This is a genomic window from Nocardia sp. NPDC046473 (genome assembly GCF_040645995.1).
Lineage (GTDB): Bacteria > Actinomycetota > Actinomycetes > Mycobacteriales > Mycobacteriaceae > Nocardia.
The window spans coordinates 502,167-523,481 of the sequence record NZ_JBEYZJ010000006.1 but is presented as its reverse complement, the minus strand read 5'-3'; the positions used below and the strand labels follow the sequence as shown (position 1 = coordinate 523,481).

Annotated in this window: 28 protein-coding genes and 1 pseudogene; 11 read left to right on the top strand and 18 right to left on the bottom strand. The window is 67.3% G+C overall.

Annotation, left to right across the window (positions count from 1 at the left end; translation table 11 throughout):
• Positions 1–27 precede the first annotated feature (27 nt).
• Positions 28–237 carry a BldC family transcriptional regulator gene (locus tag ABZ942_RS24010; protein WP_040739417.1) on the top strand — a complete coding sequence of 70 codons (210 nt, stop codon included), beginning with the start codon at positions 28–30 and terminating at the stop codon, positions 235–237.
• Between the two features lie 118 nt (positions 238–355).
• The gene (locus tag ABZ942_RS24005) at positions 356–565 is read left to right on the top strand and encodes a hypothetical protein (RefSeq protein WP_357385493.1); all 210 of its coding nucleotides are present in this window, start codon (positions 356–358) and stop codon (positions 563–565) included.
• 28 nt (positions 566–593) lie between these two features.
• On the opposite strand, the gene ABZ942_RS24000 is transcribed toward ABZ942_RS24005, so the two are convergent.
• Positions 594–806, bottom strand: a complete 213-nt coding sequence (locus ABZ942_RS24000; protein ID WP_357385491.1) for a hypothetical protein — start codon at positions 804–806, stop codon at positions 594–596.
• A 602-nt stretch (positions 807–1,408) separates the two neighbouring features.
• On the opposite strand from ABZ942_RS24000, the gene ABZ942_RS23995 reads away from it, so the two are divergent.
• The 4 genes from ABZ942_RS23995 to ABZ942_RS23980 are packed head-to-tail and all read left to right on the top strand — an operon-like array spanning position 1,409 to position 3,435.
• Positions 1,409–1,801, top strand: a complete 393-nt coding sequence (locus ABZ942_RS23995; RefSeq protein ID WP_357385489.1) for a hypothetical protein — start codon at positions 1,409–1,411, stop codon at positions 1,799–1,801.
• Complete coding sequence (locus ABZ942_RS23990; RefSeq protein ID WP_357385487.1) at positions 1,791–2,579, top strand: hypothetical protein; 789 nt, start codon at positions 1,791–1,793, stop codon at positions 2,577–2,579. Before ABZ942_RS23995 ends, ABZ942_RS23990 begins: the two co-directional genes overlap by 11 nt.
• On the top strand, positions 2,576–3,061 hold the full coding sequence (locus tag ABZ942_RS23985; RefSeq protein WP_357385485.1) for a roadblock/LC7 domain-containing protein: 486 nt from the start codon (positions 2,576–2,578) through the stop codon (positions 3,059–3,061). The genes ABZ942_RS23990 and ABZ942_RS23985 overlap by 4 nt, the downstream gene beginning before the upstream one ends.
• 2 nt (positions 3,062–3,063) lie before the next feature.
• A complete protein-coding gene (locus ABZ942_RS23980) occupies positions 3,064–3,435 on the top strand; it encodes a hypothetical protein (RefSeq protein ID WP_357385483.1) in 372 nt (123 codons plus the stop codon).
• 164 nt (positions 3,436–3,599) lie between these two features.
• On the opposite strand, the gene ABZ942_RS23975 is transcribed toward ABZ942_RS23980, so the two are convergent.
• The 3 genes and pseudogenes from ABZ942_RS23975 to ABZ942_RS23965 form a co-directional block, all read right to left on the bottom strand.
• Positions 3,600–4,148 (bottom strand): hypothetical protein, encoded by a 549-nt coding sequence (locus ABZ942_RS23975; RefSeq protein ID WP_357385481.1) that lies wholly within the window; start codon positions 4,146–4,148, stop codon positions 3,600–3,602.
• Between the two features lie 235 nt (positions 4,149–4,383).
• Positions 4,384–4,548: pseudogene (locus ABZ942_RS23970) on the bottom strand (helix-turn-helix domain-containing protein); the annotation flags it as partial.
• 87 nt (positions 4,549–4,635) lie between these two features.
• On the bottom strand, positions 4,636–5,001 hold the full coding sequence (locus ABZ942_RS23965; RefSeq protein WP_357385479.1) for a VOC family protein: 366 nt from the start codon (positions 4,999–5,001) through the stop codon (positions 4,636–4,638).
• Between the two features lie 94 nt (positions 5,002–5,095).
• Between ABZ942_RS23965 and ABZ942_RS23960 the strand changes: the two genes are divergently transcribed.
• Positions 5,096–6,061: a WYL domain-containing protein gene (locus ABZ942_RS23960; RefSeq protein ID WP_357385477.1), complete on the top strand. Its 966-nt coding sequence runs from the start codon at positions 5,096–5,098 to the stop codon at positions 6,059–6,061.
• A gap of 632 nt (positions 6,062–6,693) precedes the next feature.
• Positions 6,694–7,818 carry a serine hydrolase domain-containing protein gene (locus ABZ942_RS23955; protein WP_357385475.1) on the top strand — a complete coding sequence of 375 codons (1,125 nt, stop codon included), beginning with the start codon at positions 6,694–6,696 and terminating at the stop codon, positions 7,816–7,818.
• A 33-nt stretch (positions 7,819–7,851) separates the two neighbouring features.
• Here the strand turns inward: ABZ942_RS23955 and ABZ942_RS23950 are convergent, their stop codons facing one another.
• The 8 genes from ABZ942_RS23950 to hemL all read right to left on the bottom strand — a co-directional run bounded on the left by ABZ942_RS23950 (position 7,852) and on the right by hemL (position 14,889).
• A complete protein-coding gene (locus ABZ942_RS23950) occupies positions 7,852–8,061 on the bottom strand; it encodes a hypothetical protein (protein WP_357385473.1) in 210 nt (69 codons plus the stop codon).
• A gap of 70 nt (positions 8,062–8,131) precedes the next feature.
• Positions 8,132–9,100 carry a c-type cytochrome biogenesis protein CcsB gene (gene ccsB / locus ABZ942_RS23945; protein WP_357385471.1) on the bottom strand — a complete coding sequence of 323 codons (969 nt, stop codon included), beginning with the start codon at positions 9,098–9,100 and terminating at the stop codon, positions 8,132–8,134.
• 2 nt (positions 9,101–9,102) lie between these two features.
• Entirely contained in the window at positions 9,103–10,785 is a 1,683-nt protein-coding gene (locus ABZ942_RS23940; protein WP_357385893.1) for a cytochrome c biogenesis protein ResB, read from the bottom strand.
• A gap of 20 nt (positions 10,786–10,805) precedes the next feature.
• Positions 10,806–11,648 (bottom strand): cytochrome c biogenesis CcdA family protein, encoded by an 843-nt coding sequence (locus ABZ942_RS23935; protein ID WP_357385891.1) that lies wholly within the window; start codon positions 11,646–11,648, stop codon positions 10,806–10,808.
• 28 nt (positions 11,649–11,676) lie between these two features.
• A complete protein-coding gene (locus ABZ942_RS23930) occupies positions 11,677–11,928 on the bottom strand; it encodes a hypothetical protein (protein ID WP_357385469.1) in 252 nt (83 codons plus the stop codon).
• Entirely contained in the window at positions 11,925–12,566 is a 642-nt protein-coding gene (locus ABZ942_RS23925; protein WP_357385468.1) for a TlpA disulfide reductase family protein, read from the bottom strand. Before ABZ942_RS23925 ends, ABZ942_RS23930 begins: the two co-directional genes overlap by 4 nt.
• The gene (locus ABZ942_RS23920; protein WP_357385890.1) at positions 12,563–13,213 is read right to left on the bottom strand and encodes a histidine phosphatase family protein; all 651 of its coding nucleotides are present in this window, start codon (positions 13,211–13,213) and stop codon (positions 12,563–12,565) included. Before ABZ942_RS23920 ends, ABZ942_RS23925 begins: the two co-directional genes overlap by 4 nt.
• 338 nt (positions 13,214–13,551) lie before the next feature.
• Positions 13,552–14,889, bottom strand: a complete 1,338-nt coding sequence (hemL, locus tag ABZ942_RS23915) for a glutamate-1-semialdehyde 2,1-aminomutase (protein WP_357385466.1) — start codon at positions 14,887–14,889, stop codon at positions 13,552–13,554.
• A gap of 164 nt (positions 14,890–15,053) precedes the next feature.
• On the opposite strand from hemL, the gene ABZ942_RS23910 reads away from it, so the two are divergent.
• On the top strand, positions 15,054–15,437 hold the full coding sequence (locus ABZ942_RS23910) for a hypothetical protein (RefSeq protein ID WP_357385464.1): 384 nt from the start codon (positions 15,054–15,056) through the stop codon (positions 15,435–15,437).
• Positions 15,438–15,444: 7 nt separating this feature from the next.
• Here ABZ942_RS23910 and ABZ942_RS23905 read toward each other — a convergent pair whose 3' ends face one another.
• The 6 genes from ABZ942_RS23905 to hemB form a co-directional block, all read right to left on the bottom strand.
• Complete coding sequence (locus ABZ942_RS23905) at positions 15,445–15,681, bottom strand: hypothetical protein (protein ID WP_357385462.1); 237 nt, start codon at positions 15,679–15,681, stop codon at positions 15,445–15,447.
• Positions 15,682–15,912: 231 nt separating this feature from the next.
• On the bottom strand, positions 15,913–16,152 hold the full coding sequence (locus ABZ942_RS23900; RefSeq protein ID WP_357385460.1) for a hypothetical protein: 240 nt from the start codon (positions 16,150–16,152) through the stop codon (positions 15,913–15,915).
• A gap of 53 nt (positions 16,153–16,205) precedes the next feature.
• The gene (locus ABZ942_RS23895; protein ID WP_357385458.1) at positions 16,206–16,454 is read right to left on the bottom strand and encodes a hypothetical protein; all 249 of its coding nucleotides are present in this window, start codon (positions 16,452–16,454) and stop codon (positions 16,206–16,208) included.
• Positions 16,451–16,993, bottom strand: coding sequence for a hypothetical protein (locus tag ABZ942_RS23890; protein WP_357385456.1), 543 nt, complete (start codon positions 16,991–16,993; stop codon positions 16,451–16,453). Before ABZ942_RS23890 ends, ABZ942_RS23895 begins: the two co-directional genes overlap by 4 nt.
• 312 nt (positions 16,994–17,305) lie before the next feature.
• Entirely contained in the window at positions 17,306–17,830 is a 525-nt protein-coding gene (locus ABZ942_RS23885) for a hypothetical protein (RefSeq protein ID WP_357385454.1), read from the bottom strand.
• Positions 17,827–18,804: a porphobilinogen synthase gene (gene hemB / locus ABZ942_RS23880; RefSeq protein WP_357385452.1), complete on the bottom strand. Its 978-nt coding sequence runs from the start codon at positions 18,802–18,804 to the stop codon at positions 17,827–17,829. Before hemB ends, ABZ942_RS23885 begins: the two co-directional genes overlap by 4 nt.
• Positions 18,805–19,049: 245 nt before the next feature.
• On the opposite strand from hemB, the gene ABZ942_RS23875 reads away from it, so the two are divergent.
• Both ABZ942_RS23875 and ABZ942_RS23870 read left to right on the top strand, forming a co-directional pair.
• Positions 19,050–19,859, top strand: a complete 810-nt coding sequence (locus ABZ942_RS23875; RefSeq protein ID WP_357385450.1) for a hypothetical protein — start codon at positions 19,050–19,052, stop codon at positions 19,857–19,859.
• Positions 19,860–19,865: 6 nt separating this feature from the next.
• Positions 19,866–20,948: a tetratricopeptide repeat protein gene (locus tag ABZ942_RS23870; protein ID WP_357385448.1), complete on the top strand. Its 1,083-nt coding sequence runs from the start codon at positions 19,866–19,868 to the stop codon at positions 20,946–20,948.
• Positions 20,949–21,315 lie beyond the last annotated feature (367 nt).

Here is a 21,315-nt window from a genome sequence, read left to right as displayed (position 1 = left end):
GAACTGTCGAGAACGGAGAGGTTTGCTATGAGTGCGATCACCGTCGGCGGCCAGGACACCCTGCTGACACCAGGGCAGGTTGCTGCCATGTTCCACGTCGACCCCAAGACGGTCACCCGATGGGCTCATGCCGGGCGTCTCGGGTCGTTGCGCACACCGGGCGGACATCGCCGGTTCCGCGAATCAGAGGTAATGCAGCTGCTCAAGTCGCTCACCACTGAGGCGACCGCACGCTGACTGCGGGCCGCGCGGGCCCATCGTGCCGGGGCCCGCGCCCACCCGGCGTATCTATTTCACGTCTGCGGTGTGCGAGAGCTACGCACGGGACTACCCTCATAACCAGGAGGTGAGCGACGTGACGTACCTGTTGGCACTCATCGCGGTAGTGGCAGTCGCGGTGTTGTGCTGGAAAGCGTTCGGCCCCGAGAGAACTGCCGGACCGTCCGCCACCCACTCGCGTTCACCGCAACGCAAGCGCGTCGTCGGACCCGACGACGACCCCGAGTTTCTCTGGCGGCTATCCCGCCAGCATCGCAACGGAGACTCCGACTCCACCGAGCGCTGAACGCTCGGCCCGGACCCCCTCCCGCGCATTACATCTCACCATCGGCGTAGTTGCGCGCATGTAAGCCCTCGCTCGCCCGCAGTCGATTCGCGAGCATCGCCAGGTAGTGCTGCGCCTCCACGGAGAGCCCGGCCGCCGTCTGCACCAGCTTGCGCAACGCGCCGTCATTCAACTGCTCGACCAAACTCCCGTCCGCGTCGGCCACCGCGGCCGGGAGATAGGTGAAGTAATCGGAATCCAAGAGCCCGCTCCTCAACCGTCTGTGCGCCGGGTCAGCGCATCGCATGTAGACAGGACACGGCGTTTCGCAGAACGGCACGCCGGGTGGTACGTGATCTGCGCCACTGTTTGCGCGCTGGCTATCACCCGAGAAGCCAAGTGACGCCGGACACTATTCCGAAAACGGACTCTTCGGTCGAACTAATTCCAGTGAAGTCACGCTGACAAATCCGCCACCGGACGCCCGCGATCGGAGCCGGCCCGCTGAGGTTTGCCGCCGTCGCTCGATCCGCGCCGCGCACCCCACTCGGCCGCGGTCTCGACACCCGTCCCACACCGCCCCAACGCCACGGGCCGACTCGATTCCGGCAGATCGAGCCAGCGGTCGACACCGCTCGGCATCCGACCGATAGCAAATTATGGCGTCGAGCCGAATCAGCGAACCGCAAGGTATTCAATACTGAAGGGTAATAGATACTGCAAGGTCCGAATACCGACAGGTTTCCTTTTCCGGCCTGGCCCGATTTTTTAGAGCAAAGTTTTGCGGCATTTACCGCGCGTCACACACCAGCAGTGTGTAATCTCTGGAATTCTTGAACCCCTGATACGACAAGTGGTGACGCGGTGATCGGTGTTGACGGCTGTCTGGAACGCATCATGGACATTCCCGGTGCGCGCAGCGCGACCCTGGTGGATGGCGCGAGCGGCCTGGCAATCGCCGCGGCGGGCCGACACGACGTAGTCGACCAGCACGAAGGCGCCGCGGCCACCACCGACGTGATGCGCGCGGTGCTCGACTGCCCCGCGCTGACAACCGGTCGCGACGGCGAGGACCTCACCGAGCTCATCGTCTGCGGTACCCACGGATTCCATCTGCTCAATCTGGTGAACGGCGACTTCGACGGTCGCCTTTTCATGCACGTCCTATTCGACGACGACACCGGAAATCTGGCGATAGCGCGATTCCAGCTCCGCGGAATTCTCGCCGAATTCGTCGGGCCGGGTCATGAGCGTTGAACTCACCGATGAACTGCGACGACTGGAAATAACGAAAGGCACCGGCGTGCTATTCGTCGGCGACGGCGCATTTCAGCTCACCGAGGGAGCGATCACCTCGGCCGACTGCCTGCGCACGAGCGGACTTGCCCGGCTCGTCATGGAGGCAGGCGTGGCGACCGCAGACGACTGGCGCCGAGCCGAGGGTGGTGACGCTAGCCGATTGCTGGAACAGCCGAGGCTGGAAACCCTGGCAATGCTCTCGGTGTTCGATGCCGCCTATTTCCTGCTCGCGTCGCCTTCGGTCCCCGAATTCCGGCCCACGCCACCACATTGGCTCGCCACCGTCTGCCGGATCACCCCGCACGTACTCGTCCACGAGTGCGAGCGGCGCGGCGATCCCGAGTCGACGCCATGGCCCGCGCAGCTGGTCGATCGCGCGCCGGTCGTACCCGTCCGCCGCGGCAGGCGACGGCGCATCGTCCTCACCGGCGGCCAGGCCGAAGTGCTCGCGGCCGCGGACGCTCGACGCAGCGTCGCCGGTATCGGCGACTACCTCGGCCGGACCAGCTACGGGTGTCTGGTCGCGGTGCGGGAACTGACCGCGGCCGGGCTTATCGAGCCACCCGTCCAGGTCATGCCCGCACCATCGACGACCGCCCCGCCGGTCATCGAGGCGACGCCACCACCCCGCCGACGCCGGGTGCGACCGACCGCACCGGTGCCGGCCCCGGACCGCTGGAAGCCGGTCGACCCCGACTTGCTTGTCCGCCTGCGGGCTGCTTTGGAGGACGCGTGACCGCGCGGAAAAAACTGCTCGGCGAACTGATGGGAAGGTTGACCAAGGTGTCGATGTCCGGCCCCGAACCGAACGCGGCGGTACTCGCGGAATTGACGGCGCTACGCGAACGCGTGCCGAGACTGACCGGAACGGTGGTGGCGTCCAGCGACGGACTACTTGTCGCGCACGATCTACCCGCGCATATCGAGCCCGCCGGAATGGCCGCGCTGGCCGCCGCGCAGCTTTCGCTGTCCTATCGCTTGGCGATCACCGCGAACGGCGGCGGGTTCCACGAGGTCGTCGTGCACGGCACCGAGGGGCACGTCGTCGTCTACGCGGCGGGCTGGACCTCATTGACCGTATTGGCGGGCCCCGAGGTGAACGTCGGCAGGCTGCACCTGGAGTCCCGGCCGGTGGCCCGCACGATCGCCGACCATATGGCGGCCATCGCGAACAACCTCGGCAAAGACCAGGGACCGAAACCCCAAGGAAAGGAATAGGCATGTCCAACCTGGATTTGTCACTGAAGGACATGATGGTGATCGACGGCGCGCTCGGCGCCGCGGTCGTCGACTACAACAGCGGCATGGCGCTAGGCACCCTCGGCAGTTCCAAGGCGCTGGACCTTCAGGTCGCCGGCGCGGGTAACACCGAGGTCGTGCGCGCCAAGATGCGCACCATGGAACAGCTCGGCCTGAACGACAGCATCGAAGACATCCTCATCACGCTGTCCGGCCAGTACCACATCATCCGTCCGATGACCGGCCGAAAGTCCAAGGGCCTGTTCCTTTATCTCGCGCTGGACCGCAACCGAGCCAATCTCGCACTGGCCCGCCACCGCCTCAAGGGCATCGAGGAAGACCTGGAGGTGTAAGCAGGGGCACCCGCCCCGGTGGCCGGCAGCCCCGCCCTCGTGCCCGATCGAGGTGCGGGGCTGCCGCTTGTGCACCTGACAATCCCTTTGACGAATCAGCCCGAACCTGTTGTGGCCCAATAGCGTTCGGATGTCCGCCGCTTGGAACGCGGGCGGTCCGCCGACTAGCTGCGGCGGAGGGTGCCGGTGCGGGTGGCGGCGGTGTAGGTGATCGAGCTGTCCGATCCGAGGCGAATCGTCGAGGTGGTGCCGTCGGGACAATCGCTGCCCCCGGTTCGGCGAGCGACCAGAGTCAGCTCGGCCTCATCGACAGTGATCACCCGTTCGACACTGTCACAGCGACCGCCGGAGACCCGGTCGGATTGGGAAGACAGGACGAGTTCCTCGGAGTTCTTGCCAGGCTTGATGATCAACTCGACGTCGAACTCGCGTGGCCCGTCCACGGCGACGCCGTGCCAGGTGCCCAGGAAAGCCTGTGGAATGTTCCAGACTGCGGAAACCGGGGTGGTGTCCGCCGAGCGAGTAGTCGTGGTGATGACCGCGCCGACGGCGCCGTCCTCGTCACTGTCGTGCGCCCTGAGCCCGACCACGACCACGGCCACCACCACAACGACAGCAACGCCCGCGACCACCGCCAGGCGTAACCAGATCGTCCGCCTCGGTGGCCGTCGTTCCGACGCCAGATCACCGAGCGCCGACGGACCTCGCCCCACCCGCCCGAGTCTAATCCGTCCTCCGACAACAACTCACCGTTTCCAGCGGGCAATCCACCCGCCGAATCGGCCCGAATCTGTTGCGACCCAACAGCACCCGCAGCGCAGCAGCTACGGGTCGATGTCATCCAGTCGCCCCTTCATATTGGCCCACGCTTGGCGTTTTCGCGTTCCGATACCAGCCAGAGCAAGACTCCGAGCGGCCCTGAGCAACTGCCTGCGCCGAGCCGCCCGATTGCATGGACTCGCCCGCGAGGTAGCGGTCGACCCACCTCTTCACGGTCGGCCAGGACACCTGAAATCGGGCGGCAACTTCGCTGATTGGCCAGCCGTCGTCTACGACGAGTCGAGCGACTTTCATGCGGTGACGCGGGGGGAGGACAGCATTCGGATGTGCCATTTCTGCACTCCTGGACAGGGCCGAAGGGCCGACCATCGTGTGTGGGCGGCCCTTCGAGACGGACTTGGCGGGTATGGGGCGTTAAGGTCAGTCCACCGGGGAGACCCGGATGAGGTTGCCGTCGGGGTCCGTGACCACGAATGTGCGACCGAAGACAGCGTTGTGCGGCTTTTCCACGACGTGGACTCGCTTCGAGACCCACCTCGTGAAGATCTCGTCAACTGCAGACGCTGGTCCCGGCACCATCAGTCCGACCTCGGTTGTGCGAGGGGTGTTCGGGACCGCGTGCTCGCTGTAGCCGGTCCACAGCGCGAACAGGACGCCGGGGGCAACCTCGAAAGCGACGTAGTGGGGACTGGTGAAGGTCGGTTCGATCTCGAACAGGTCGCTGTAGAAGGTGGTAGCGGCCTTGGCGTCGCGGACGCCGATCAGGAACAGGTTCGGTGCGGGCATAGAGCGCTCCTCAACTCGGTGACTTTCGGTACCGCCTCAGTTGATCGACAAATCGCGACAGAACCTGTCATCTTTTCTGTGAAGATTGGTCAACATGAAGGCTTCGAGGCTGTTGCGTCTCTTGCTGCTCCTGCAAACCCGTCAGCGCATCACCACCACCGAGCTCGCCGAGCGTCTGGAAGTATCTCGGCGGACTGTGCTGCGCGATGTCGAGGCGCTCTCGACAGCAGGTGTGCCTGTGTATGCCGAACGCGGGCGCAACGGTGGAATCATCCTGCTCCCGGGTGCACGGCTCAACGCATCCCACCTGGAACCATCAGAGCTGGAAGCCCTCTCCCTAGCAGGTTTGGACAGCACACAACGTGAGCGCATGGGCCTGTCTGCGGTGTGGGATTCGGCCGCACGCAAGATCGCCGCCCGCCAGGCCGCAACCCCTGAGTACCCAAGCCCGCCGCGACTGGCGGACCTCGTGCTGGTGGACAGCACCGCATGGTTCGCCGATTCAGAGGCAACGGTCGACGTAGCCGAACTGGCATCGGCCCTGCGACACCGCCGCCGACTGCGAATCCACTACAGGCGCAGCGCCGAAAACCAGGCATCAACGCGGGTGGTCGACCCGTACGGGATCGTGGCGAAGTCCGGCCGCTGGTATCTCGTCGCCGATCACCAGGGGGACGGCCGGCTGTTCGCTCTGGAACGACTCTCGGCCTACGAACAACTCGACGCGCCAGTTGCTCTCCGACCAGGAGAAACCCTCCGCACCAGATGGGCGGCGTTGAAGGAACGCACCGAACAGCAGGGTCGCGTGAGCGTGACCTTCCGACTGCCAGAACATGGCCTCGACTTAGCGCGGCGCATCCTCGGCACACGCATCCGCGATGTCTCCGATGCGGAAGACGGATCATGCACCGTCGTCGTCCGCTACCCCGACATCGAGTCAGTGCGTCAACTCCTCCAATTCGGCAACCACATCGAAATACTCACCCCGGAGGCAGCCCGCAAACGCATCAGCCAGCTCGCCAGAGACCTGGCTGACAGACACTCAACCCCAGCCAGGTGACCGCCGACCAGAACGCCATGCTCTCAAGCAACGTGTCCGGTCAGTACAGCTAGTCGTGCCAGTATTGGCACTGCGCCGCACGGCAATGCATCCAGCCGCCGCACTGCTCGTCCGGTTTCCCACAGTGTGTTCGGTGACCGGGTGCGGCATCGCTCACAGACCTCGGGTTGAGTCCACTGCGGGCCGAGCTCGCTCATGAGCAGCAATCATTGGCGGTCAACCGTGGCGCACCTCGGATTCGACCCCGGCGCGTTCCGTCGGCCTGCCCGGCTGGAACGCGGGGGTCGCGGCATAGAGGGGACATTCCCGAAGGTGCGGAATGCTGATTTGTTGCGAGGAAGTAGGCAGCGCGTCGGGAGACCACGCTCCTGCTAGCACTACCCAGGGTGGGTAGCCAGTGGGATTCCCGCTGCGCCGTGCCGTCTCGATGATGGTGTCCGAGCCATTCACACCTGCCTCGGCGTACTGCGGTTCCTGTGTTTCGCCGTGCTGCCGTGCCTTCCCCTGCGCCGCGATCGGAGACAACGATGTTCCTACCTCGGAAGACAATATTGCCGCGCGTGCTGGCCACAGCGGTGCTGGTGAGCCTGGCGACAGCGTGTGATCCCGGTTCTGGTGCTCACCCCCACGCGATGAGCGCACCACCTTCCGCGTCGGGCACGGCCGCACCGAGTGATACCACCGAACTCCAGCGGGACGCCGACGCGATTCGCGATGTCGGCGTCACCGGCGTACAGGTCAAGCTGGTCGCCGCCGACGGCAGCAATAACGTGGTGACCAGCGGCGTCGCCGATATCGCGCGCAAGGGCCCGGTTCCTTCGGACGGGTATTTCCGGATGGCAAGCGCGACCAAGACTTTCACCGCCACCGTGATATTGCAGCTGGTTGGTGAGGGCAAAATCGCGCTGGACGATACGGTCGACAAATGGTTGCCGGGCGTGGTGCGGGGCAACGGCAACGACGGCACGAAAATCACCCTGCGCCAACTGCTCAACCACACCAGCGGAGTGGCTTATATGCCACCGTTCCAGCTATCCTCGCCCACCGACTACCGGCAGCACGCCGACGACGCCCCAACCCCCGAGGAGGTGGTGGCCGCCTCCGTGCAGCACCCGCCGAACTTCGCCCCGGGAACCGGCTGGAGCTACAGCAACACCGGCTATCTGCTGCTGGGCCTGATCATCGACAAAGTCACCGGCAACCCGTGGTTCGAGGAAGTGAACAGCCGAATCATCACCCCACTCAGCCTGAAACACACAAGCTACCCCGGGACGGCGACCACGATCCCCACCCCACACGCCACCGGATACACCCAATGGCCATCGAGCGGGCTGGCCGACACCACCGACGGCCGGATCGGTCAATTCGCGGATTCGGCAGGCGCGCTGATCACCACGACCGCTGACCTCAACACATTCTTCCGGGCATTGCTCGGCGGCAGACTGCTGCGGCCCGAACAACTCGCCGAAATGAAGCAGACTGTCGACACCGACGCCGAGGTGCGGTCGATCTTCCCGGACGCGCGCTACGGCCTGGGCCTGTTCTCGGTCGAATTATCCTGCGGTGGAAGGTATTGGATGCACGGCGGCGACATCACCGGCTACAAGACCAGGGACGGCGTCACCGACGACGGCACCCGCAGCGTCGTCATCTCCATGTCCACCCTGCTTCAGGACACCGAGGAACATCAACTCGCCCAGGAGAAAGCCGCGGGCGCGCTCGTCGATCATGCACTGTGCCATGCCGGAAAGAACTGACCGCCCGACACAGGCAAGCGGTGCGGACGCTGTTCACCCGCCTGGCAGGATGATGACGCGGGCGGGTCCTGTGACGTCCGCAACCGTTGGGCGGGCCCCGGTGAGCTGGCACAGCAACTCGATGTCGTCCAGGAAGCTGTCGTAGTCCTCGGCAAACACCCCCGGGTCGTCGATGTCCATCGCAGCCAGGGCTTCCTCGATCACCCACGGTTCGGGGACGGTTTTCCCATGTCTACCGGTCAACTGCGTACCGAGACCGATGAGCAAGACTCCGCCGATGCCGAAGACGGAACGAACGGGCAGGTAGAAGCCGTTAGTTCAATCCGGCGTAGGAGTGCAGGCCGCTGATCACCATGTTGATGATGAAGAGGTTGAAGAGCATTGCTATGAAGCCGGCGATGTTGATCCAGGCGGCCTTGGTGTCGCGCCAGCCGGAGGTGGCGCGGGCGTGTAGGTAGGCGGCGTAGAGGACCCAGGCGATGAAGGAGCAGGTTTCTTTGGGGTCCCAGCCCCAGAAGCGGCCCCAGGCGGCTTCGGCCCAGATGGCGCCGAGGATGACGCCCGCGCCGAAGAGAGGGAAGCCGATGATGGTGGCTTTGTAGGCGAGGCGGTCGAGGGTGCGGGCGTCGGGGAGGCGGCGCGCGATGGCGCCGAGGATTTTGTTCGACTCCTGGCCTTCGGGCTGGCGCAGGCGGTAGAGGAACAACATGCTGGAGACGCCGGCGAAGAGGAAGACGCCGCTGCCGATGCTGACGATGGTGACGTGGATGGGCAGCCAGTACGACTTCAGTGCGGGCACAACGGGCGCCGCGTCGGCGTAGAGGATGGTGCCCGCGAGGAACAGCAGGATGACGACCGGGATGAGCAGGAAGACCCACATCGACCGGTACCGCTGTTCGCGCAGGAACAGCGCGCCCATCAGCACCGCGGCCGCGGTTGCCATGGTGACGAACTCGTACATGTTGCCGAGCGGGAACCGGTGCGTCGCGAAGCCGCGCAACACGATCGAGCCGATGTGCAGCGCGATGGCGACGACCAGCACCGAGAACGCCATGTTGCCGAGGCGCTCGGACAGCGACTTCTCCGGCGGGCCGACGATGCGCCCCGGCACCGCGGGATCGCTGGCCGGTCCGCCGACCGAGACGAGTTCACGCTCCGCGACCTGACGGCTGCGCGCGGTGGCGTACTGCCAGATCAGCAGCACGAGCACCAGCGCGTAGACCACGATCGCGGTCTTGAACGAGAAATCGCTGTAGCGCGCGATGGTCTCGTTGATCGGCATCTTTACTCTCCCGTGGTCTTCGCGTCCGCCGCCGAGTCCGGCGTGGCGTCCAGCAGGCGCGCGCGTAGTCGGTCGAACTCACTGCCCCAGCCCGCCTGATCGGTCCGAGCCAGCCCGCCCATTTCTACTACGGTGCGTCGTTTGCCCAAGGTACCGGCTGCCTCCTCGGCAGGGTAGACCCGGACCCAGATCCGGCGCCGCTTTACCAGCAGCGACACCAGCAGGCCGAGCATCATGGTCACCGCGCTCACCAGCACCCACTGCTGCGCCGGATCGTGCGACACCTGCAGGTTCGCGAATTCCTGTGCGCCGTCGAAGGTCACCTTGCTGCCGTTGGGCAGGCTGGTCGACTCGCCGGGGCGCAGGTTCACCCTGGCCTCCTTGGTCAGTCGACCCTGCTTGACCTGTTCGGGATCCAACGCGAACAGCGACTGCGGCTTTCCGGTGTCCAGCCCGGTGTCGCCGCGATAGATGTCGACGGCGACGGCCGGATCGTTCATCGTGGGGAACGACGAGGTCATCAGGCTGCCGTGGAACAGCGCGGTCGGCGCGAACAGGCCCTCGATGGCGATCTGGTTCTTGCGCCGCTCCTCGTCGGTGGCGTACATGCCGCCGGGCGGGTCGATGCGCAGCACGCCGCTGGACAGGAAGGTCCTCGCGTCGTCGGGCCGCCACTGCAGCGTCTCGGTGCGGGTCTGCCCGTTCGGGAAGGTGACGGTGAAGGTCGGCGCGAAACCGTGACCCTGCAGATAGATCCGGTCGCCTGCGACGCGCAGCGGATGGTTCACCTGGATCGCCGTCGAGCGCCAGGTGTTGCTCTGCAGATCGGCGCCGGCCTGGTATTCGATGTTCGAGGTGAACATCTCGGCCTGACCGTTCGCCAGGTAGTCGGCCTTGAAGTCCTTGACCCGCACGCAGATCGGCGTCATGCCGGTGCCGTCGTTGACGTTGCCCGCCTTGAACGAGTCGAAGATGGCGGGCGAGGTGGTGCAGATGCCCGGCCCGTCGTTCGCGATGACGATGACGTTGCCCTCGTAGCCGAACAGCTTACCGACCGCGATGGCGACCAGCAGGCAGACCAGCGCGAGGTGGAAGACGAGATTGCCGAGCTCGCGGGAGTACCCCTTCTCCGCGGCGAGGGTGATCTCCCCGTCGCGGGTGCCCGGCGTGACCTCGGTTCGCCAGCCGCGCAGCTCTTTACGAACCCGCGCGACCACGTCGTCGGGTGTCTCGTCGGCGCTGCCCGCGTAGTGGTGCGGCAACCGGCTGAGGTTGCGCGGCGCCCGCACGGGCGGGGTGCGCAGCGCGCGATAGTGATCGAGGCAGCGCGGCAGGATGCAGCCGACCAGTGAAATGAACAGCAGCACATAGATGGCCGTGAACCAGAAGCTGCCGAACACGTCGAACAGCTCGAACCGGTCCATCCACGGACCGAGCGTCGGCCGGTTCGCGATGTACTGATCGACCTTCTGCTCGTTGAGGTTTCGCTGCGGCAGCAGTGCGCCGGGAATCGCACCCAACGCGAGCAGGAACAGCAGCACCAGCGCGGTGCGCATACTGGTCAGCCCGCGCCAGGTGTTGCGGACGAAGGCCCACGCCCGGCCGAGCGGGGATTGCCGGGGCACCGGCGCCGGTTCGGTCAGCGGTTTTTCGGGCCCACCCGTCGCGCGACCACCACCCCTCATCGAATCGATGCTGTTCATACTCATATCGGCAGCGTCACCTCGGAAACGAATGCGTCGCGCACCCAGCCGACGAACTGATCCCATACCCCGGTGACCAGCGCCGCGCCGACCGCGACCAGCAGCAGGCCCCCGATGATCTGGATGGTGCGCGAATTGCGGCGCAGCCAGCCCACGCCGCGCAACGCGCTGGCCGAGCCGAACGCGAGAATCACGAACGGCAGGCCGAGCCCGAGGCAGTAGGCGATGATGAGCGCCACGCCGCGCGCCGCGGTGGTCCCGTCGGTGCCCGCGGCCACCGCCATCACGCCGGACAGCGTCGGCCCGAGGCACGGCGTCCAGCCGAGCGCGAAGACGCCGCCGAGCAGCGGCGCGCCCGCGATGCTGGTCAGCCTGCGCGGTTCCATCCTGGTGTCGCGCTGCAGCGCGGGGATCAGGCCGATGAAGACCAGACCCATCAGGATGGTGACCACGCCGCCGATGCGTTGCAGCAGTTCACGATTCACGTTCAGCGTCTGAATAACGCCGAAAACCGTTGCGGTGGCAAGCACGAACACGACGGTGAACCCGGCGACGAACAACCCCGCCGCACCGGCCACCCGCATCTTGCCCGCCCGCGCGGCCTGCCTGGCCGACTCGACGGCAACCGAACTCGGTTCTCCCCCGGTGGCTTGCGCGACCGAGGCGGGCGGCGCCTCGGCACCGACGAGTCCAGCGAGGTAGGACAGATAGCCGGGCACCAACGGCACCACGCACGGGGAGGCGAAGGACACCAGCCCGGCGAGCAGGCAGGCGCCCAACGCCAGCAGCAACGGTCCGGTCGCGGCGGTCTGCTGGAACGAATCCCCTACGGCGGCGAGCACCATCACCGCGCCACCGCTGTTACGCGGGGACTCAAGCGCCCTCCCCCTCCGGCGTCTCCTCGGCCGGCTCGGTGTCGCCGCGCAACACGACGCGCTGCTCGGTGGTCTCCCCCGCCGGGTCGAACAGCACGCCGAAGTCGAGCAGCGAGTCCGCCGCTACGCTGCGCGGCACGGTGGCGATGCCCTTCCATCGGTCGTCCACGGCCCAGGCACCGCCGATTCGGCGGGCGCCCTGCCGGTGGCGACAGGCACGCTGGGTACGGGTACGACGATCGCGATTCACTGTGCTTCCTCCGAGGCGAGTTTTTGAACAATCGGTTGCAGATCGTCGGCCAGCAGGGGGCGCAGGAACACCGCGGCGACGCGGTGCTGACGATCCAAGATCAGGGTGGTGGGAATGACACTGGTCGGGAAATTGCCACCGAGGGCGAGCAGGGTGCGCATGGACGGGTCGTAGATGGACGGGTAACCGACCTTGTTGTCGACGACGAAGTCCTGGGCCTTGTCCTGCTGCGGGTCACGGACGTTGATGCCGAGAAAGGCGACGCCGTTGTCTTTCGTTGCCGCATAGACCTTTTCGAGCGCGGGCGACTCCGCGCGGCAGGGTCCGCACCACTGGCCCCACAGGTTGAGTACCACGATTTTGCCGGGGTAATCCTCCACCGAGGTGGTTTTGCCCGAGGTCATCAGGTCGGGTCCGGCCAGTTTGCCGATGGTGCCGCGCGAGCTGGGCGGATCGTAGAAGATGTCGGTTTTGCCGCCTGGCGAGACGAATTCGAAGGTGCCGCCGGAGGCCACCGCGTCCTTACCGCTCGAGCAACCGGCCAGCGCCGCGACCAGGGCGAGGCACGCGAGCAGAACCGCAACGACCCGCCGTGCCGATGCGGCAGGCGGTGCGACGGACGCGGTGCGCTGAATCATGCGCCGTGTACCGACGGGTCCGAACCACCGGCGGGCTCGGAGTACACGATGTCGACGAGCGTGTCGCCCTGGTAGACCAGCGAGGTCAGCGACGCGAGCGAGCACTGCCGCTGCCGCGGGTCGTGCCAGAGCCGCTGGCCCTGCAGGAACCGGCGCAGCGTCCAGACCGGCAGCTGATGCGACACCAGCACCGCCTCACGCCCAGCCGCCTCGACCCGCGCCTTGTTCACCGCGGCCAGCATCCGGTGCGCGATCTGCAGGTACGGCTCGCCCCAGGACGGGGTGAACGGGTCGCGCAGCTTCCACCAGTGCCGCGGCTTGCGCAACGCGCCGTCGCCGACGGAGACCCGCAGGCCCTCGAAGGTGTTGCCGGCCTCGATCAGGTTCTCGTCGGTCCGCACGATCAGATGATGTTGTGCCGCAATCGGTTCCGCGGTTTCCTGGGCCCGCTGCAGCGGCGAGGCGATGACCACCGCGATGTCGTGATCGGCCAGCGCCCGCGCGACGGCACCGGCCTGCGAGCGGCCGGTGACCGACAGGCTGAAGCCGGGCAGCCTGCCGTAGAGGATCCCGTTCGGGTTGTGCACCTCGCCGTGGCGCAGCACGTGCACGATCGTCTCCACCGGCGCGGTGCCACCGTCGTGGATCCGCTGCTCCTTCGCGGCACTCGGCCTCGGCTCGGAATCCGTTGCGGCGCTGCCGCTTTCCTCGACCGAGGGGAGCTGATCGGCCGGACCCGATGCGGCGGCGGCGAAGTGCGCGCCCGCGTCGATGACGGTCGAATCGGCGTCGGCGTCCACGACCGGCCCGGCGCCCAGGCCCGCGATCGCCCCGGCGGCAGGCTCGGTACTCGGCGCGGCGGCACCGGGCTCGGCGACCGGAGCCGCGCCGAGCCCCGCGACCGACCCGGCCGGGTCGGCGGTGGATTCAGTGGCGGACTCGGCTAGCTCGCGCTTGTCGGCATCGGGCAGATCGTGATCGGAGCTCACGCGCGGGATCCTTCGGGAGTGGCGGCCGCGGCCGCATGTGCGGCGGCGGGCAGGGCGGCGGCGATGCGGTCGAATGCGTCCTCGTCGAGTGCGGCGGAGACGAACCAGGTCTCGAACGCGCTCGGCGGCGCGTAGACGCCACCGTCGAGCAGTGCGTGGAAGAAGGCTGGGTAGCGCCAGGTCTGACTCGCCTTGGCGGCGGCGTAGTCGGTGACCGGGCGTTCGGCGAAGAACACGCTCACCATATTGCCTGCGAACTGCACCTGGTGCTCGACGCCTGCGGCACTGAGCGATTCGCCGAACAGCGCGCCGAGCCGTTGCGCGTTCCGTTCCAGCGCGGCGTACACCGCATCGTCGGCGGCGCGCAGCGTGGCCAGGCCGGCGGCGACCGCGACCGGGTTACCGGAGAGCGTTCCGGCCTGGTAGACCGGGCCGAGCGGGGCCAGGTGGTTCATGATCTCGGTGCGTCCGCCGAACGCGGCGGCGGGCAGGCCACCGCTCATCACCTTGCCGAAGGTGTAGAGATCACCGGCGACGCCCTCGCGGCCGAACCAGCCGGCGCGGCTCACCCGGAACCCGGTCATCACCTCGTCCATGATGAGCAGCGCGCCGTTGTCCGCGGTCAGCTTGCGCAGGCCCGCGTTGAAGCCGGGCAGCGGCGCCACCGTGCCCATGTTGCCCGCGGCGGCCTCGGTGATCACGCAGGCGATCGCGTCGGGGTGCGCGGCGAACGCGGCGGCGACGGCGTCGAGGTCGTTGTAGGGCAGCACGATGGTGTCGGCCGCCTGCGCGCCGGTGACGCCGGGCGAGGTCGGTAGCCCGAGGGTGGCGACGCCGGAGCCCGCGTCGGCGAGCAGCGCGTCGACGTGGCCGTGGTAGCAGCCGGAAAACTTGATGATCTTGGCGCGCCCGGTGTAGCCGCGGGCCAGCCGCACCGCGCTCATGGTGGCCTCGGTGCCCGAGTTCACCAGGCGCACCCGGTCCACCGGATCGACGCGCTCGATGATGGCCTCGGCCAGTTCGATCTCCGCCTCGGTGGGCGCGCCGAAGGACAGGCCGCCGACCGCGGCCCGCTGCACCGCCTCGACCACCGCGGGATGCGCGTGCCCGAGAATCATCGGACCCCACGAGCACACCAGGTCGACGTACTCGTTGCCGTCGGCATCGACGAGGGTGTAGCCATGCGCGGACGCGATGAATCGCGGTGTGCCGCCGACGGAGTCGAAGGCTCGCACCGGAGAGTTGACGCCCCCGGGAATCACCGAGCACGCCCGGTCGAAGAGCTGAGCAGAAACCGGCACCGATGCGCTGGTCACGCGCGGAGAAGAACTCACGACCTCCAGTGTCTCAGCCCGATCGGAACGCCTCGACGACAGGGTGTAGTGGGCGTGACGTAGACCGCAACACGCCGGGGCGCTGTTTACGCCGTATTCGATCGCCCCGAGATTGCTGATGCGTAATCTCGGGCGTCACCATTCATCTGCCCCGGAGGATTTCTATGCGGTTTGCCATGGTCAGTGCTGCTGTTTCCACCGCGCTCGTCAGTGCGGCCGTCGTGTTCGGCGCCGGTACGGCCGCCGCGGTGGAGCCGGTCGCACAGCCGGATCGGATCGGGCTGCAACTGAGTCATGCGGAGACCAAGTCGATGGCCGACGGCCCGATTCCGGCCGTGGTCACCATGTTCGTGCCGCTCAACCGGATCGGCGTCGGCCTGAAGGCGGACACCGGGATCTACAAGGACGAGAACGGCGGCGTGCACGCGTCGCTGCGGCAGGCGATCATGGAGGCGGCCAATCATCCCGACGGGACGATCACCCTCTTCGTCAACGCCCCTGGCACCCGCAACGGCCGCGTGCTCGACATGTATCAGAACTGGAACTGAGCCACGCTCAGCTGTACATGCACGGTGCCTGCGCCGAAATGGTGTGCAGGTAGCACATGAACGCGTTGTACGGGCCCGCGGAACCGGAATCCGGCACCAGCACCGGTGCGTCGACCTGCCCCATCGAGGTGTCGCCCGCGGGCTCGAGCGGAAGTCCCGGGTTCGCACCCGCCGGCCCGGCGCCGATCCCGATCGCGGCGGTAATCGCCAGTGCGGCACAGACTTTCACAGCAAGCCGATTCATCAAACCCAATCCTAGGTAGTTACACGTTGACGGCCGAAATACTAACGGCCACAGAAGTATTACGGGCAACGTCCGAGCAGCCGCCGTTGGCCCGGCGGCGTCTCGTGCACGCTGGTCGACGGCAGTGTGGACACACTGCGCAACAACTGATTTCCGGCGCACATGGGTAACTCACCAGGTATCGGCCGATTCGACCGCATCCCTACCGGCAGCCACCGCACCTGGGCGCTACTAAGTGATGCCGATGCACCACAGGGCGAAGCCGGTCGTCACCAGGCAGGCCAGCGGGGCCGGTAGAGCGTGTAGCAAGGGTGCGGGCGGGGTCTCGATGAGTACGGGCACCACTGCGGTCGGTGGGGCCGGGGAAACCTCGGCGGGGGCTGCGACCGCCGGGGCCACCGTTGCCGCGCCGATCATGCCGACGGCCGCGGCACCGAGGAGAGTCCGCTTGACAGTGACTGTGGGCTTCATGGGTGCGATATTCCCGCGATCGGCGGGCCGAAACGGCGGGGCGGCGGCGATCCTCAGCGGGACCGGCGAGCGCGCACGACGCGAGTGACCGCATCGATGGCGAACAGACCGGCGAGCGCGACCAAGACCGCGGCGAGCAGCAGCCAGGGTGCGACGTAGCGGGTCGCGACGAATTCCGGTGCCTGGCCGATGGCGGCGAAGGTGGTGGTCTGGATGCCCCGCTGCCAGCTCAGCACCGCCGCGACGAGTCCGAGTACGACCAGCCCGAGTTCGGTGGCGGCCACGGTGATCCAGGTCTTCAACGGTCCACTCCGTTCTCGCTGTGCTTGTCATCGGTGTCGGGCGTCGGCTCGTCGGCGGGTTCGGGCGCTTGGCCGATCGCCGCGGTCAATTCGGCGCGCAGCGTTCGATGGTCTTTCGCCCAAGCCTGCACCAGGCTGCCGTCGGTCAGCCGCAACCCGATGCCGGTGCGTCGGCGTGGCACGCCGGTCAATTCGCCGAGCGCGCGCGCCTCCTCCCACTCCTCGTCGTCCCAGGCATCCTCGTCGCGTTCGGGCAGCACCGCATCGATCGACGTGAGGGGCAGCGTCTCGGTGCCGTCGCGCAGCGTGGCCGCGGTGAGTTCGACGCTGACGTGGCGCTGCCCCGCGATCACTTGCAGCACAACGAACATCGCGATCAGCGAGCCGCAGAAGACGAGGGCGAACCAGTGCACGGAGCTACCGGTCGACATTTCGATGATCAGGATGATGACGCACAGAATGGGCCCGTAGGCCACGGTGCGCCAGCGCGCACCCGGCTCGGCGAACAGCACGCCGGAGTCGGCGAGTTCCTCGGTCACGCGACGCTCACAGCACCGCGAATCGACAAGGCGGAAAACAGAATCAGCGAGTGAGGCCGGGCCACAGCAGGACGACGACGGTCAGCACCCCGAACAGGACCAAGAGGCTCAGCACGGCCAATTCGCGCCGAATGCTCTGCGGCTGTTGGATCACCACTCGCATTGCTGCCTCCGATTCCCCGGAGCCATCTGACCGATTCTCTTACGCAATGCAAGACAACGTCTGACAAACAACTACCGGTTCCCATGTCCACTGTGACAACCCTCACGATACATGCCGACGTTGCCCCGACAAACTTGGGCGCCAACCGTTCATCGTCGGCTCATCTGGAAATAAGCGGTTGATTCCGGGCGGTGCGACAAATAGATCGATCCGCCCGCCAGCACCGCCTGCACGATCGCGGCGCCGCCCGCCACCAGTGAGGCCGCCCCGGCCACCGCGCCGAACGCGAACAGCGCGCCGACGCCGATCACCACCAGCCACGCGCCGACAATGGTCAGCATGGTGCGCGCCCAGAGCTTGCCGCGCGCGAATTGATGCACGATCAGCAGCGCCAGCACCGCGACGCCGAGCCCGATGAACACCACCACGACGTAGACCAGCGCGACCATCAGTTCGGCGCTGGCCAGGCTGACCTGTGGGTCCTTCTCCCTGGCCTGATCGAAGACCTGCTTGGCGAAGGTGTGCCGCTGCGAGAGCGCGGCCACCACCGACGCGATCAGCTGGACTACGCCGAATCCGATGACACCCCACCACAATTGCCGGGCGGTGCCGACATCCACCGGCATCGGCGCGGGCGAGGGCGCGGCGCCGACCGGTCCCGGCAGATTCGTCACGACAACCAGTGAGCGGCCTCGGTCGCCCAGTAGGTGAGCACGATGTCCGCGCCCGCCCGCCGGATCCCCATCAGCGACTCGAGGATGGCGCCGCGGCGGTCGATCCAGCCGCGCTCGGCGGCGGCGGTGATCATCGCGTACTCGCCGGAGATCTGATAGGCCGCGACCGGGACGGTCGAGTGGTCGGCGACGTCGCGCAGGATGTCCAGGTAGGACATGGCCGGCTTGACCATGACGATGTCCGCACCCTCGGCCAGGTCCAGCTCGAGTTCGCGGATCGCCTCGCGGCGGTTCGCCGGATCCTGCTGATAGCTGCGCCGGTCGCCCTCCAGCGACGAGGCGACGGCCTCGCGGAACGGGCCGTAGAACGCCGAGGCGTACTTGGCGGCGTAGGCGAGGATGCCGGTATCGGTGCGGCCCACCGCGTCCAGGCCGCGCCGGACCGCGCCGACCTGGCCGTCCATCATGCCGCTGGTGCCGAGCAGGTCGGCGCCCGAGGCGGCCTGGGCCAGCGCCATGTCGACGTAGCGGTGCAGGGTGGCGTCGTTGTCGACGGAACCGTCGGCGGCGAGCACGCCGCAGTGCCCGTGATCGGTGAATTCGTCGAGACAGGTGTCGGCCATGAGCACCGTCGACTCGCCGACCTCGTCGGCCAGCGCGCGCAGGCCGCGGTTGAGGATGCCGTCCGGGTCGCTGGCCTGGCTGCCGGTGGCGTCCTTGTCCTCGTGGCGCGGCACGCCGAACAGCATCAGGCCGCCGACACCCGCGGTCACCGCCTCGACGGCCGCTTTGCGTAGCGAGTCCATCGAATGCTGCTGCACGCCGGGCATCGAGCTGATCTCGCGCGGCTCGTCCAGCCCGTCGGCCACGAACATCGGCAGCACCAATTGCCGTGGCTCCAGGGTGGTTTCGGCCACGAGACGACGCAGCGCGGGGGTACGGCGCAACCGCCGTGGGCGGTCCAATCCGGTCATAACCGCACGATACGCCCGGCGCCGAGCGCTGTCGCGAGCACCCGTCGGCTCGCGCGGAGGGCGCTTCGGCGCCGACGCGGCAGAGCTGGGCGTTTCGCGACGACAGTAGCTCGATGCCGTGGGCCGGCATGCACAAAATGGGCCGATCGGCCCTGGATCGACAGTAACGGTGTGTGAAATCACACCTGCCGCGCAGGCCGATGGCGCATACTCCGACAGGAGGGCGAGACCCCCTGGGGGACAGCATGACCGAACCGCACACCGAAATTTCGCTGGCCAGAGCCGCCGACTTCGAGTCGTGGGTCGCGGTACTACTTTCGGACTGGTGGCCGGTGCTCACCGGTGGACTCACACCACCGGAGACGACCCTGCGTGCGTGGCGGGCCGCCGACGGCAGCGGGCAGATCTTTCGCGTCGAGTTCATCGCACGGCAGCTGGCCGAGCCCGAGCTGATCACGGTGGCGCGGCGGGCCTTCGACGACCTCGGCATGGTCCCGGACGAGCGGGAGATGACGCAGAGCCTGGGCAGGCACCTGGTCGGCCACACCGAAGACGCCACCGTGCAGCTGCGTTTCTCCGATACCGCGCACACCATCTTCCTGCGCTTGCAGAGCAGGCCGTGTCAGGTCGCGGTGGCCGCCGGTCGGCAGCTGAGCGCGATGCCCGACGCGACGCTGCCGTTCCCGAACACCACGACGGGGCCGATGGATATCCGGGTCGCGCGCAACAGCGCCCGGCATCTGCTCGCTCAGCACAGCGCGCGCTTCGCCATTCCGGTCGACCCGTTCCAGCTCGGACCGCAGGGACACGTTTCCGATGTGGGCTGGGCGTTCGTCTTCCCCTGGTCCACCACCTCCTGGTACTCCGACGGCACCTCGCCGGTATTGGCGCCGGGCACCAAGGGGCCGATCGTGGTGGTGAAGGACACTGGTGACACCTGGTTGCTCGACAGCCTGAGCAGCTACGAATCCCAACTCGCCGCGTATGCCGACACGCACGGTTACCAGCACGGCACGCCCGACCCAGCCGGAAAGGTGCGCGATGACCCGCGCTGATGCCGCATGACACAGCCCGCTTCGGGCGCCCGTCGGCTGGCCGACGGGCGACTGTTGATTCCGTGGCAGGGCAAACAGCCGGACGGAACCATCGCCAACGGGATGGTCGAAATCGGGCCGGACGACGACCGATTCGCCGAATGGAACGAGTCCATCGCCAGCCGGGAGCGCGGCGAGCTGCCCGACGACGACCACCCGGTGGATCCGTTCGGCCTGCAGTTGTTCCGCGACCCGCGCCCCGATCCGGCGCCGACCGCGCACGAACGCAGGCTCGCCACGCTGCGCGCCCTCGCCGAGCGCGGCGACCTCGGCGCCATGGAGCAGCTCGCGCAGCTGCTGCGCGACGCGAACGAGCTGACCGAAACCGAGCACTGGTTCCGCCGGGCCGCCGAGCGCGGCAGCGCGACCGCGATGGCCGACCTCGGCCTGCTGCTCGGCACGCACGGCCGGATCGCCGAGGCGGTGCGCTGGCTGGAGTCGGCGATCGCCGCGGGCTGCGCGGGTGCGGACCTGCAACTCGGTCTGCTGCATCTGGAGCGCGGCAAGCTCGACGAGGCCGAGCGGTGGCTGCGGCCCGCGGCCGAGGCGGGCTCGCCGGAGGCGTTGTGCAACATGGGCGTGGTGGCCAACCGGCGCGGCAGCAACGACGCGGCCGAGGAGTGGTACGAGCGCGCGGCCCGCGCCGGAAACCCAACGGCCATGCGAACTTTGGGTCTCTATGTGGCCAGGCGCGGCGATCTCCAGCGGGCCGTCGAGCTGCTCACCGAGGCGGTGCGGCGCGGCCGCACGGACGCCATGGCGATCCTCGGCTCGCTGCACCTCGATCACGGCGACACCGCGGCGGGCGAATACTGGCTGCGCCGCGGGGTCGAGGCGGGCGATCCCGACTCGATGTTCCATCTGGCCTTGTTCCTGCGCGAACAGGACCTCTACCCGCTCACCGGGGACCTGTCCGAGCCCGGCGTGCTGCGTGCCGCCGCGGCGATCGCCACCGGCCGAACACCGGCCCAGCAGGAAGCCAGGCACTTGCTGGAACGCGCTGCCGCACTGGGCCATCCACCATCGATGAAACTTCTGCACGATATCTGAGCGGCTCACCATTCCACGTTGATGCGACGACACTCCACATTTGCGGAGTGATTGCCACTGTGCTTTCGCCGGAGATAGACTGCGGGCGCGCCGGCCGGAGAGTGATTCCGAGCCCGGAAGCGGGCAAGCCGATCTGTTGCGCTGCTTCCGGTACCGACGAGGAGTCCTCCCCCTTGCGACACAGCATCGAAATTCCGCACGCGTTTCCCAGTGGCTATCTCTGCTCACCCATCACATCAGGTACAAGCCCTCCGGCCTGCGAAGCGCCTGCGGACATCGGCGCAGCAGGCGCCTTCGTCGCGCCGGAGATCTCGGCCGGAGTCCGCGCCGAAGCTCAATAGATCGCGCCGGCATCGACGTCGCGATC